General features: G+C 40.0%; 11 protein-coding genes. All 11 read left to right on the top strand.

Going from position 1 to position 13,014, the window contains the following annotated elements:
- The first annotated feature begins 409 nt into the window (after positions 1-409).
- Entirely contained in the window at positions 410-1,621 is a 1,212-nt protein-coding gene (locus BO15_RS0102045) for a hypothetical protein (RefSeq protein WP_033151912.1), read from the top strand.
- A 642-nt stretch (positions 1,622-2,263) separates the two neighbouring features.
- Positions 2,264-2,425, top strand: coding sequence for a DUF4160 domain-containing protein (locus BO15_RS13450; RefSeq protein ID WP_081828523.1), 162 nt, complete (start codon positions 2,264-2,266; stop codon positions 2,423-2,425).
- Between the two features lie 9 nt (positions 2,426-2,434).
- Positions 2,435-2,872, top strand: coding sequence for a DUF2442 domain-containing protein (locus BO15_RS0102040; RefSeq protein ID WP_033151911.1), 438 nt, complete (start codon positions 2,435-2,437; stop codon positions 2,870-2,872).
- Between the two features lie 115 nt (positions 2,873-2,987).
- Positions 2,988-3,605, top strand: coding sequence for a superoxide dismutase (locus BO15_RS0102035; RefSeq protein ID WP_033151910.1), 618 nt, complete (start codon positions 2,988-2,990; stop codon positions 3,603-3,605).
- A gap of 105 nt (positions 3,606-3,710) precedes the next feature.
- Positions 3,711-4,988: an O-acetylhomoserine aminocarboxypropyltransferase/cysteine synthase family protein gene (locus BO15_RS0102030; RefSeq protein ID WP_033151909.1), complete on the top strand. Its 1,278-nt coding sequence runs from the start codon at positions 3,711-3,713 to the stop codon at positions 4,986-4,988.
- A gap of 198 nt (positions 4,989-5,186) precedes the next feature.
- A complete protein-coding gene (locus tag BO15_RS0102025) occupies positions 5,187-6,710 on the top strand; it encodes an MBOAT family O-acyltransferase (RefSeq protein WP_033151908.1) in 1,524 nt (507 codons plus the stop codon).
- An 8-nt stretch (positions 6,711-6,718) separates the two neighbouring features.
- Positions 6,719-7,792: a hypothetical protein gene (locus BO15_RS0102020; RefSeq protein ID WP_033151907.1), complete on the top strand. Its 1,074-nt coding sequence runs from the start codon at positions 6,719-6,721 to the stop codon at positions 7,790-7,792.
- Positions 7,792-8,457 carry a heme ABC exporter ATP-binding protein CcmA gene (ccmA, locus tag BO15_RS0102015; RefSeq protein ID WP_033151906.1) on the top strand — a complete coding sequence of 222 codons (666 nt, stop codon included), beginning with the start codon at positions 7,792-7,794 and terminating at the stop codon, positions 8,455-8,457. Before BO15_RS0102020 ends, ccmA begins: the two co-directional genes overlap by 1 nt.
- 4 nt (positions 8,458-8,461) lie before the next feature.
- Positions 8,462-9,703 carry an ABC transporter permease gene (locus tag BO15_RS0102010; protein WP_081828522.1) on the top strand — a complete coding sequence of 414 codons (1,242 nt, stop codon included), beginning with the start codon at positions 8,462-8,464 and terminating at the stop codon, positions 9,701-9,703.
- A 2-nt stretch (positions 9,704-9,705) separates the two neighbouring features.
- The gene (locus BO15_RS0102005) at positions 9,706-10,827 is read left to right on the top strand and encodes an ABC transporter permease (protein WP_081828521.1); all 1,122 of its coding nucleotides are present in this window, start codon (positions 9,706-9,708) and stop codon (positions 10,825-10,827) included.
- A 15-nt stretch (positions 10,828-10,842) separates the two neighbouring features.
- Complete coding sequence (locus tag BO15_RS0102000) at positions 10,843-12,990, top strand: zinc ribbon domain-containing protein (protein ID WP_033151903.1); 2,148 nt, start codon at positions 10,843-10,845, stop codon at positions 12,988-12,990.
- The last annotated feature ends 24 nt before the right edge of the window (positions 12,991-13,014 follow it).

Here is a 13,014-nt window from a genome sequence, read left to right as displayed (position 1 = left end):
CATTTATCACAAGCCAACGTATTTAAAAGGATTGTGGGAAGTTTGTGATAAAAATATAGACAACTTACCACTGCCTGCGTGCTCACTCTAAATACAGTGGTAAAGAGGCGGTCAGAGAATATGGCGAGCCTAAAGCTAGCTAAACTATAGATTTCTGTTTTTCATCAGAAAAACAGAAGTCATACCTTTGAGGCATCGCAAGATGTCTCTTTTTTTGCCAGAAAATTACTTCATAATCTTATTCAAGTCAGAACACGTTTTGTTTAAAAATATTGTATGAACAAATGGTGAATAGGGTTTAAATGTTCATTTTTTTTTTTTATAATGGCAATTAGTCAGACAATGAAGAAAATGTATATTGTCTCCTGTGGGAGGATAATGAATTTACATTCATTTGAGGAGGTTTTATATGAGAAGAAAAAAGGTATTAGCATTCATGTTGGCAGCAGCAATGGTGGCATCATGGACAGGTCCTACAATTGTGGCAAACGCAGAAGGACTTACACAAGCTACAGATTCAGCAACTGTTAGCTATCAAACATTGACAGCGGAGCAAATCGCATTAATTAGAGAATTGTTTGATGTTGATTATTATAGAGTGAATAATTTGGAGCTTCCAGAAGACATATTAGATGATGATGAAGCTCTCTTTGCACACTTTGTAACATGTGGAATTTTTGAAGGCCGTGAAGGCTGGAAAGATTTCAACCCATCTGCATATGCAAGTGCATATCCAGAATTAAAGGCTTTGTACGGAAATGATATTTTCAAATATTATGAGCATTATCTCACTATAGGAAAAGATAATGGCTTTAATATTACCACATTAGAGGCATGTGCCAATAACAATATTACAGTTACATCTCTTGCTGATGAATCAATTGTTATTACACCTTATGTTTACAATATGTGTAAGCAGTTTGGTGTAAAAGATGCAAGAAGAATTCAAGGAGTTGTTGCAGCAGCTGAAAAGGCAGCAGCAGGGGAAGGCTATGCGGTTATAGCGGTCCCTGAAAGTCAATCTTCTATGATGGCAGGATTAACAAAGGTTGGAACAATCTCTGTTGGTGAAGGCGATTCGTATAAGATGTATTCTCTTTATATTGTACAAGGAACTGTAGGATATGGTGCATACGACGGATATGGCAGTATGGCGGATGCTACACTAGTATATTCTACACCGGGATATGAAGCACCTGAAAATCTTGTAGATAATATAGTAATGACCGTGGATGTTCAGCTATTTGATAATGCCGCAGAGATTTCTGAGTTAACAAGTAATGGAAATACTATTACAGGAGTGCCTGATAGTGGAATTGGGACAAGTGCTCACTTAAGAAAAGGAAATGAAATTATTTTTCCTACTAATAGAGAGGGTACTGGTGCATATGAGTTTACTGAGACAATAGTTAATACCATGGGTAGTGAGGAAGCTACTGGAACGCACACGGGAACAACTTATATAGATGCTTTGGGAACAACATCTACAGTATATGATATAGGCCTAAATATAGTGGATAATGGTGATACTATCGATGTAACAGTAGGTATATCAAATGATGCTAATAATTATGAATACGTTACAGAGTTTGAGGGAGTTGATGTACCTTCAGAAGAGTAAACCACTGTAGAAGTCGGTGATGGGATTTGATAACTTAGCTGATAACTATTAAAATAGCCTAGATTACTAAAATAAAAACATCCTTCTTTGTGTCTTATTTGATACAAGGAAGGATGTTTTCTTTACTTTTGGCAGATAAATGTTAGTCAAGCAGGCTTAAAAACTGGGGCTGTGGCAAAGCTACAGGGTTAATGTAAGGCTGAGTGAGCGCTGTGTTTGGCGAGGGCTGTTTGTTTGTGGAGGGCTGGAGTGTGAAGTATTGAATTGGCGGGATGTTTAATAATAATACTTGGCGAAAAATGAAAAGTATTGAAATGAGGAGATTTCATTTTTTAATACGTGAAATCAGTGATTTTTGATGGAATTAGAGCTTTAAAAGTAGTGAAATCAAATGATTTTGATTTTTAATACTATGATAATTATCATGCTGTTAAAAATGACGATTAAAATGGAGGGGTTGCGTATTAAAATGAAAAAATATCTTGATTTAATACTTTTGAAGCCCAAAATGTGTTGGAAATATAGCATTTCAGGTATTAAATCTTTGAATATGATTAATTCAATACTTTTGGAGCGGATTATGGAACTATTTTCTTGCTCACATCACGATAACGTGATATTATTCTATTGAGGAGTAATGTTATGCCAGTTATTTCAAGATTTAATGGTATTGTGATAAGAATGTATTTTCGTTCTAGTGAACACAATCCACCCCATCTTCATGCCATATATGGTGAAGATATTGCAGCTATTGATCTTAGAACATATGAATTATTAGAAGGTGAATTGCCACCACTTGAATAGGAGGTAAATATGTTTCATAAGATAAAAGATGTAAAGGCGATGCCTGATTATAAATTACAAGTTCATTTTGTTGAAGGTCAGACAAAGGAATATAGTATTAAAGATTTAGCAGAGACAATACCAGCTTTTAACCAACTAATGGAGGATAGTTCTTTATTTGAATCAGTATCAGTTGATGTTGGTGGATATGGAATTATCTGGAATGATGATTTAGATTTGTCCTGTGATGAATTATGGGATAATGGTAAGAAGATAGATTCTCCATTTGATGGTTTAATGTCTATGCGAGAGGCTACAGAAATGTGGGGGCTCAACGAAAGTACTCTTAGACGAGCTATAATATATGGAAAATTAATAGAAGGTATTGATGTTCATAAATTTGGTAAGCAATGGGTTGTAGTTTTTAATTCGATGGTCAGAGAATATGGCGAGCCTAAAGCAAGCTAAACTATAGAAACTTTTTACATAGATTTGATTATAATTGCGTAGGCAATATGTTAAAATGTGTATACAAATCCAAAGGAACTGGCGGAGACCAGCTGAAAACGAAAGGAGAATACACATGTACGAACAAATCAAATTGCCTTATGCAACAGATGCTTTGGAGCCATATATTGATAAGCTCACAATTGAGACTCATCATGGCAAGCATCATGCAACCTATACAAACAATTTCAATGATCTTGCAGCTAAAGCTGGTGTGGCGGACAAGCCAGCAGCAGAAGTTCTTGCAAACTTAGATAAGATTTCCGATGAGACTTTGCGCAAAGGTATCAGAAATCAAGGTGGTGGATATTATAATCATAATCTTTATTTTGAAATGTTTTCTCCTAATGCTGTAAAGGAGCCAGCAGGTAAGCTTGCTGATGCAATTAATAAAGCATTTGGAAGTGTTGAAGCATGCAAAGACGAACTGTCGAAGCTTGCAGCAGCTCAGTTTGGTTCAGGTTGGGCTTTCCTTTCAGTTGATTCTGCAGGAGAGCTTCATGCATCAAACTCTTTGAATCAGGACAATCCATTATCAGAGGGCAAAGGCTGGACGCCTATACTTGCTCTTGATGTTTGGGAGCATGCTTACTATCTTAAGTATAAGAATCTGCGTCCAGATTACATCAAAGCATTTTGGGAAGTGCTTGACTGGTCCAAGGTTTCAGCCCGTTATGATGAAATAATTAGATAGAATTAATATTTAAAATGCCGCTTTAATATGGTAAAGTTTATGGGTGTGTAGTGATTATAATTATTTCACTACACACCTATTTTTAGTATTTCAGGAGGGCAAGACATGAATAAGCAGGGAATTGGAACTAGATGTGTGCAGGCAGGTTATACACCAGGAAATGGTGAGCCAAGACAGATTCCAATTGTACAATCTACAACTTTCAAGTATGACACTAGTGAGGATATGGGAAAGCTTTTTGACCTTGAGGCATCAGGCTATTTCTATACAAGACTTCAGAATCCTACAAACGACTACGTGGCTGCAAAAATCGCAGCACTTGAAGGTGGTACAGCTGCAATGCTTACATCCAGCGGACAGGCAGCCAATTTCTACGCATTATTCAACGTATGCGAGTGCGGCAGTCATATCGTTGCATCTTCATCAATCTATGGTGGAACATTCAACCTTATCGCTGTTACAATGAAGAAGATGGGTGTTGATGTTACATTCGTTTCACCAAATGCATCAGAGGAAGAGTTGAATGCAGCATTCCAGGATAACACACGCGCAATGTTTGGCGAGACCATCGCAAACCCAGCCCTTACAGTTTTAGATATAGAAAAATTTGCAAAGGTGGCACACGCTCATGGCGTACCACTTATTGTTGATAACACATTCCCAACACCAGTAAACTGCCGTCCAATCGAGTGGGGCGCAGATATCGTTACACACTCAACTACAAAATATATGGATGGCCACGGCGCAGGCGTTGGTGGATGTATCGTAGATTCAGGAAAGTTTGATTGGATGGCTTATGCTGATAAGTTCCCAGGACTTTGCACTCCAGATGACAGCTACCACGGAATCACATACGCAGAGAAGTTTGGTAAAGAGGGAGCTTTCATCACAAAGGCTACAGCACAGATTATGCGTGACCTTGGAAGCATCCAGTCTCCACAGAATGCATTCATCCTCAACCTTGGATTGGAGTCGCTTCACGTTCGTATGCCTCGCCATGCTGAAAACGGACTTGCCGTTGCAAAATTCCTTCAGTCTTGCCCAGAGGTAAAGAAGGTTACTTATCCAAACCTTGAGGGAGATGAGTACTACGAGATGGCTCAGAAGTATCTTCCAAACGGAGGATGTGGTGTAGTTTCATTCGAGCTCAACGGAGGCAGAGCTGCAGCAGAATCATTCATGAAGAAGCTCAAGCTCATCGCTATCGAGACACACGTTGCTGATGCTAGAAGCTGCTGCTTAAACCCAGCTACATCTACACATCGTCAGATGACAGATGAGCAGCTTGAGGCAGCTGGCATCCCAGCAGGCCTTATCCGCGTATCTTGCGGCCTCGAGGACAGCGAAGACCTCATTGCAGATATCGCCCAGGCTCTCCACTAACCGTGGTTAATAAAAAATATAATATTTAGATGAGCAGGTAGTTAACAAGCTCTCAGTGTCAAGAATGTAGGTAGGAGACAAGCTCTTGGTGTTGCTGAAGTGACCAATCTCGGAACGAAGCAATACCAAGGCTTGTATCCGTAACCTACATCAAAAAACTAGGGCGCTTGTATCCGTTACTTGCGGAGTTAGAAGTAGATGTTATTTAATTCTTATATTTTTATTTTTGTTTTTTTACCAATTTGCATACTAGGATATTTTTTACTTAATAAGACTAAGCGATACAAGCTTGGTCTTGTTTTTCTGCTTGGAATGTCCCTGTGGTTCTATGGATATTTCAATCCGGGTTACCTGCTAATTATCATTTCCAGCGTAATCGTAAATTATCTGTTTTACCTGTGGATGAAGAGATTGCAAAACGGTGCCATACTTGAAGCGACTACAATGAATTCAGAGTTGGATTCAGTTACTATAGATAGTGTTGGATATTTGAAATCCTGCAAGCCGGTTATGATACTCGGTGTGGCAGTGAACCTTGGGATAATCTTTTATTTCAAGTACATGGATTTCTTCATCGATAACGTAAATACGATATTTAAAACCGACTGGCCATTTATGAATATTGCTCTTCCTCTTGGAATCAGCTTTTTCACATTCCAGCAGATTTCATTTATCGTGGATACTTACAGAGGACAGGTGCCTAAGTACGATTTCCTTACATATGCTTGCTACGTCACCTTCTTCCCACAGCTGGTTGCCGGCCCAATCGTTACCCATGATGAGATGATTCCTCAGCTATTAAATCCAAGTAAAAAGACTGTGGATTGGGACAACATGGCAAAGGGCTTCTACATGTTTGCCATGGGCCTTGGTAAAAAGATATTAATAGCAGATGTGTTTGGCGTTGCTGTAAACTGGGGCTACACTCAGGTGGCAGATCTGAAAGCTACCAACGCAATCCTTGTGATGATTGCATATTACTTCCAGCTGTACTTTGATTTCAGCGGATATTGCGACATGGCAACAGGTCTTGCAAAGATGCTCAATATAGATTTGCCGGTAAACTTTGATAGCCCATACAAGACGCTCAACATTGCAAGCTTTTGGAATCATTGGCATGTCACACTTGGCAGATTCTTTACCAAATACGTGTACATCCCTCTCGGTGGAAATCGCCGTGGAAATGTAAGAACATGCTTCAATCTTTTCATAGTATTCTTGCTCAGTGGATTCTGGCATGGTGCCCAGTGGACCTTTGTAGTTTGGTCTGTGCTAAACGGTATCTTTGTTATCATCACTCGCATGAACAAAAAGACCTTCGATGAAATGCACCCTGCCCTTGGATGGATGCTGACACAGGTATTCTTTGCTATGTCACTTATCTTTTTCAGAGCAGATACAATCGGCGATGCAATCGAGTTTATAAAGCAGATTTTATATGTAGATTTCACCAACATCGATGTGAACATCCTTAGCGCATTCCAGACACCAGTGTTGAAATACTTCCTGGATGGAACAGCGCTTACAAATTCACTTCCATTTATATATGTTGGAATCTATTATTTCCTTGCACTGTTCATTGTGCTTGGAGCAAAGAATTCAAAACAAAAGATGCAGGTGTTCCAGCTAAAGATAAGCACTATGCTTTGGACAGCATTTTTGATTGCCCTCAGTATCTTCTCACTTAGCGGAATCAGCACATTTTTATATTTTAATTTTTAGGATTATATATGTTTAAAAGTAGTAAAAGATGGATGGCCGCTATGCTTGCGGTGTTGATGATACTGTTGGTGGGATTTGCCAGTGTGATTATTGTGGTAGATCCATACTTCCATTATCACGGACCACTTTCAGGCCTTTATTACGAATTGAATAATGAACGAAGCCAAAACGATGGAATTATCAAGCACTTCGATTATGATGCTATGGTGATAGGCACATCTATGGCGGAAAATTACAAGACTAGCGAAGTTGATGAATTGTTTGGAGTAAATTCAATTAAGACCACATTTGCTGGTGGCACTTACAAGGAGCTTAACGACAATATTGCAAATGCCATTGAAGTGAATCCAGACCTTAAGCTTGTAATTCGTCCTCTGGATTATTCCTACATCATGGATGATGCAAATAGAATTCGTGATGATTTGGGAGATTATCCAGATTATCTTTACGACGATAACATCTTCAATGACGTAAACTATTTCTTCAATAAAGAAGTATTATTCGACATCGCAATCCCAATGCTTGCAGATGCAGCAGCCGGAAAGGAAGCCGGCATCACTAGCTTCGATGATTATGCCAACTGGATGGACACAGCGGAGTTTGGAGCTGATGTAGTTTTGGGAGATAGAACCGAATTTGCGGAGCCAACCTCTAGAGAGCCATTTGTTGATGAGGTAAAGCAGCAGGTTGAGGAAAACATCACACAGAATGTTGTTCAGCTTGCAAAGGACAATCCTGACATTCAGTTTTACTATTATTTCACACCATACTCCATCGCATGGTGGGGCTCACAAAATGAGCTTGGAACAGTTCAAAGATGGATAGCAGCGGAGAAATATGCAATCGAGCTTATGCTTGAGTGCGATAATATCCATCTGTACTCATTCAACAATGAGTTTGATGTTACAACAAATCTGGACAATTACAGTGATGAGTGTCATCATGGTGATTGGATTAATTCGCAGATTTTAGGTTGGATGTATTCTGGAACAGATGAACTGACAAAGGACAACTACGAGGAATACATTAATGTAGAGCTTGATTTTTACACAACCTACAATTACAAGGGGCTATTTGAGTAATGATTGAAATAAAAAATGTTAAAAAGAAATATGGGAAACACACAGTCTTGACAGGTATCGACTTTACGGTAGAGCCTGGCGAGATTGTGGGAATCCTCGGGGAGAATGGTAGTGGAAAATCTACACTTCTTACAATTCTAGCGGGACTTCAAAAGCCTAATTCTGGCTTTTTCAATATCGATGGCAAGGATTTGCTGAAAAATACAAAATTAAGAAATGAGCTTGTGGCATACGTTCCACAGGAGACACCTCTGATTACAGAGCTTACTGCCTGGGACAATCTGCGCATGTGGTACAAACCTGACAAATTGAAGAAGGAGCTTCAGGACGGCTTTCTTGCGATGCTTGGAATCGACCAGTTCATCAAGGTTCCTGTAAATCAAATGTCAGGCGGCATGAAGAAGCGTCTCACTATCGGTTGTGCTATCAATTCAAACCCAAAGCTTATGCTTTTGGATGAGCCAACAGCGGCTCTTGATTTGGTGTGCAAGGAGAGAATCTACACATACTTTGAGCAGTTCAAACGCCAGGGAGGTTCTTTGATTATTGCAACACACGAGGTGCAGGAGATAGAGCTTTGCGACAAATGCTTCATCCTTAAGGAAGGCAAGCTTGTGCCTTACAAGTACGACGGGGACATTCCTCATTTGATAGGAAGATTATAGAGTTATGGTAAAGTTTAAAGATTATTTGCTAATTCAATATAAACGAATATTTAAACTGCTACCCGGAATACTCGCAATGATTTTAGTGGTGGCTTTTTTGCTGTCTGTGGCAGGTTATGCTCTCATTTATAGCGACACATACGCATCAGAGCAGCAGCGCTACAAGCTAGGTGTTGTTGGTGACACTGATGATGAAATGATAAGCCTTGGAATCTACATGGTAGGCACCCTTGATGAGAGCCGATACATGATTGAGCTGGTAGAGTACGATGATGAAGAGGCTGCCAAGCAGGCTTTAAGAAACGCTGATATTTCTGCCTATATCGTAATTACGGAGGAGTTCAGCAATGCCCTTGATGCAATGACAAATGATGCAAAGCTAAAATACTATGCTACATCAGGTCAAAAGGGCATTTCAAATGTGATGATGGATGAGATTTCATCTATTGCAACCCACATCATCATTTATTCCGAGACAGGTATCCTTACCCTCAGGCAGCTGATGAAGGAAGAGGGCTTCGATAAAAACTATCGCTCCGAGAAAATAAACGATTTGTTTATGCGATATATTTCGGCACTAATCGTCAGAACCAATGTGGCAGAAATCACAGAGCTTGGCCTCTCAGATGGTCTATCCACACCAGCCTATTATTTCCTTGGAATACTTTTGTTTTTCATGCTTCTGCTTTCATTCTGTGCCATCTCATTTTTCCTTGGCCAAAAGGATGGAAGAATTCGGTTCATGAAATCAAAGGGCATCGGTGCTGTGGCCCAGGTGCTTGGTGAGTATATCCCATTTTTGACCATCAACATCATTTGCATGGCTGTGATATTTGGATTGATGGCAGCTGCTATTCATTTTGGCGTGCTGGATTCTGTGGAGATAGATGTAAATCTGATGAAGACATTAGGAGAAATTGCAGGCAAATTGCTTCCAGTATCCATCATGTTTGCTGCATTAGGATTTATGATTTTTGAGATTCTGGTAGGTGTCATCAACAAAATTCTGGTGGCATTTATGCTTTACATTGGAATGGGATATGTGTCTGGATATTTCTATCCAAAGACATTCTTCCCTGCAATCGTTCAAAAAATTGGCGAGTTCATTCCGTCCGGTGTAGCATTTTCATACATGGGCGGTGTGATTACCGACGATGAGACAGGATTATACTTTTGGATTATGTGCGCTTACACCGTGGCATTCCTTGGAATTGCAATGGTTGTAAGAAGACAGAAGATGAAATAAGGATGAAATACTTACTACTATTAAAAAGGTTATTAAAAAAGAAAAGTTACATAGCCATGCTTTTGGTAGTTCCATTGATGGTGCTTATGCTGAATGCTATGAGCGCTGCACCATCGGGACTCATGACAATTGGCGTCTACATCCCAGGTGATGACAGCTGCTCCAAATGGCTGAAAGAGAATCTGGAATCCAATCCAGGTAGTCTGCTATTTAAGTTTTATGACGATGCAGATGCAGTGGTGAAGGATGTGGAGTCACAGCAGCTCACCGAAGGGTGGATTGTGCCAGAAGATTTGGATACCCTTGTGGATAACATGGCTACAAAGGGCAAGACCAAAACAAAGATAGAAATTGTTATCCGTGAAAGTGGTCTTACACACATGCTTGGCAGGGAGGTACTCGCCAGCAGAGTTTATCCTATGATTGCCAGACAAATGGCTATTTACTACATTTCAAAAAATGTGTACGATGACAATCCAACTGAGGATCAGTTGAACCACATCATCGAAACATATGATAATTACGAGATTAATGGCAATCTCTTTGAGATGGGCTATGTTGATGGCACAGACAATTCATCTGAAGATACTAATTATCTGATGATGCCGCTAAGAGGAATCCTAGCGCTGTGGCTTCTCCTTTGTGGAATAGCTGCATCCATGTATTATCTTGAGGATGAGGCAAATGGCTTGTTTATCTGGTGGAAGACAAGGGTCTTTATACTCAGAGATTTGCTTTACTATCTAGTTATAATTTTTATTCCGACAATAATGGTACTTGTTGGCATGTACTGGGGAGGTGTGTTCACATCCTTGGGAAGAGAGATTGCGACTATTGCTGCATATGATTTTGTAGTCATCGTGGTGGCTATTTTTATCAGAGAAATCATTCACAGCATTAAGGGACTTGGAATCGTTACACCGATTCTTATCATGGCATCGGCAATACTTTCCCCTGTATTCATCGACTTCAAAGAAGGTCGTATGTTACAGCGATTTTGCCCAACATTCCACTATTTATATAGCATCCATGATTTATATTATTTAAAAAGTTTATTAATTTATGGTATTGCTTTTTTAATTTTATGGTATATAATTAATACCATTAAGCGACACTCAAAGTGAGAGGGAGGAAGATTTATGTTTTGTACTAAATGTGGATTTGAACTTAGCGCAACTGCAAAGTTCTGTCCAAAGTGTGGGACTCCAGCTAAGCAGCCTGCAGCTCCAGCACCACAGGAAGCCCCTGTAGAGGAGCCAGTTGTAGAGGCTGCTTCAGAGGTAGAGGAGCCACAAGTAGAAGAGGCTCAGGCTGAAGAACCTGTAGAAGAGGTATCTGAGACAGGGGAAGCTCCAGTAATCGAAGAGGCTCCAGTAGAAGATAATACAGAAGAAAAAGTTCTTACAGTAGATGAAGTGATTTCTGACCAGGCTGAGGAGCAGCCAGTAGCAGAAGAGGCTCCAGTAGAGCAGCCTACTCCACAGTGGTCACCAATTCCACCTGCTGAGGAAGCTCCAGCTCCTAAAAAGGGCAAGAAAGGAATTATCATTGCTATTGTTGTAGTGGTTGTAATTGCACTTCTTGCAGTAGGCGGATTCTTCGCATATAAATTCATCAACAACCCTGCAAAGATGCTTTCTAAAGCAATCGACAATCAGTCAGGTAGCCTTGTTGAGGAATATGAAGTTAGCTACAATTCCATCCAGGAATCATACGCTGATTTAAATGGTGATATGACTCTTTCAGTAGATTTTACACTTGGCGACAAAATCAAGAGCCTTTTGGCTGACGAAATGGGCATGACTGCAGCTGATATTTCTTGGTTTAATAGTGCAGGTGCAACAATCGCTATGGATGTTCAGGATAAGTCATTAGGACTTGATGTAGATGCAAGCATCAATGGAACACACATCACTACATTCCAGGCACTTATTGATGCTAATGCAGGCGAGGCTTACGTCTCAGCCCCAGAAATCGTTTCTGATGCATCATTCATTGCTGGCTCAGATTTTGACAAGCAGGAAATTGTTAAGGCAATCGCTGATTACACAACACAGCTTTCAACATACGCAGAGACATATCCAACACCTGCTCAGATGAGCACAACAGCTGATAACTACGCAAGCATCATCAAGAAGGATCTTGCAGGCGCAGATATCACAAAGGACAAAAAGGAAATCAAGGCTAGCGGAGTAAAGGCTACATACACAGAGCTTGCTATTACAATCGACGCAAAGACAGATGCTCAGCTTACATATGATTTAGCAGAAGCATTCGAGGAAGATGATGATCTTAAGGAAATGCTTATGCCATTCCTTGAGGCAGAGATTCAGTCAGATGAGGAATCTGAGTATGCAGATGCAGAGGAGTACTGGGATGACATCACTTCAGATGTTTCTTCAGCAAAGAAGGATGCCAAAAAGACATTAGAGAAGATTGAAAAGAATCCAAAGAAGAACAAGGATGTTGGTGTTCTCTATGTTTATCTTGATAGCGCATTCAACATCAAGGGTATCTCATATGACGATGATGCTGAAGGCGAAGTATTTACATTATACATGCCAGAAGATGGCGCTGATTCAGGTCTTAAGCTAAAGATTGTTAATACTGAAGGCGAGGCACTTACAATTGATGGTAAGGGCACATCACAGGATGAGTTCTTAAACGGTACATACACTGTTGCATTAGATGACGAAGAGTACTTTACAGTTGAGGTTAAGAACTTCGACCAGAAGACATACAGCAAAACACGTGGTGTTAACGCAGAGTTCCTTGTTACACTTGGAGAAGGAATGACAGAGTCAATCTATGAGGATGACATGCAATTCCTTGCACTTGCTCAGTACGATTTCGTTGTTCAGACAGAAGGCACTACTGGTAAAATCGACATGAACGTCATGGCAGACAACGATTCACTTCTTCAGGTAAATCTTTCATATTCAATGGAAGATGTGCCAGATATGGCAAAGGCCGGAACAGTTTACGACCTTGAAAACATGGATGGAGAAGAGATGATTGATCTTCTCAAAATCGTTGATTTGTCATCAACAGTTAGCAACCTTGAGGCAGCAAAGGTGCCAAGCGAATACGTAGAAGTTCTCAAGACAATCAGCGAGACATTAAAGTCTGGCGATGATGAAGCTATCTATTCGTTGGTTCTTGGATTGTACGGATATGATAGCTACTACGATGATAGCTACTATTATGATGATTATTATGATGACTATTACGATTATGACGATTATTACTACGAGGATGAAGCTTACGATTCCTACGGTTGGTATTAATTAGAAATGAAAAGATAAAGCATA

Origin of the sequence: Pseudobutyrivibrio ruminis HUN009 (assembly GCF_000703005.1) — a bacterium.
Taxonomy (GTDB): Bacteria; Bacillota; Clostridia; order Lachnospirales; family Lachnospiraceae; genus Pseudobutyrivibrio; species Pseudobutyrivibrio ruminis_A.
This window is presented reverse-complemented; position numbering and strand designations above follow the sequence as displayed.

What these genes read in the sequence shown, in the direction of transcription:
- BO15_RS0102000 (WP_033151903.1), top strand. Translation starts at nt 10,843, where the DNA reads ATGTTTTGTACTAAATGTGGATTTGAACTTAGCGCAACTGCAAAGTTC.
- BO15_RS13450 (WP_081828523.1), top strand. Translation starts at nt 2,264, where the DNA reads ATGCCAGTTATTTCAAGATTTAATGGTATTGTGATAAGAATGTATTTT.
- BO15_RS0102045 (WP_033151912.1), top strand. Translation starts at nt 410, where the DNA reads ATGAGAAGAAAAAAGGTATTAGCATTCATGTTGGCAGCAGCAATGGTG.
- BO15_RS0102040 (WP_033151911.1), top strand. Translation starts at nt 2,435, where the DNA reads ATGTTTCATAAGATAAAAGATGTAAAGGCGATGCCTGATTATAAATTA.
- BO15_RS0102030 (WP_033151909.1), top strand. Translation starts at nt 3,711, where the DNA reads ATGAATAAGCAGGGAATTGGAACTAGATGTGTGCAGGCAGGTTATACA.
- BO15_RS0102025 (WP_033151908.1), top strand. Translation starts at nt 5,187, where the DNA reads ATGTTATTTAATTCTTATATTTTTATTTTTGTTTTTTTACCAATTTGC.
- BO15_RS0102020 (WP_033151907.1), top strand. Translation starts at nt 6,719, where the DNA reads ATGTTTAAAAGTAGTAAAAGATGGATGGCCGCTATGCTTGCGGTGTTG.
- BO15_RS0102010 (WP_081828522.1), top strand. Translation starts at nt 8,462, where the DNA reads ATGGTAAAGTTTAAAGATTATTTGCTAATTCAATATAAACGAATATTT.
- ccmA (WP_033151906.1), top strand. Translation starts at nt 7,792, where the DNA reads ATGATTGAAATAAAAAATGTTAAAAAGAAATATGGGAAACACACAGTC.
- BO15_RS0102035 (WP_033151910.1), top strand. Translation starts at nt 2,988, where the DNA reads ATGTACGAACAAATCAAATTGCCTTATGCAACAGATGCTTTGGAGCCA.
- BO15_RS0102005 (WP_081828521.1), top strand. Translation starts at nt 9,706, where the DNA reads ATGAAATACTTACTACTATTAAAAAGGTTATTAAAAAAGAAAAGTTAC.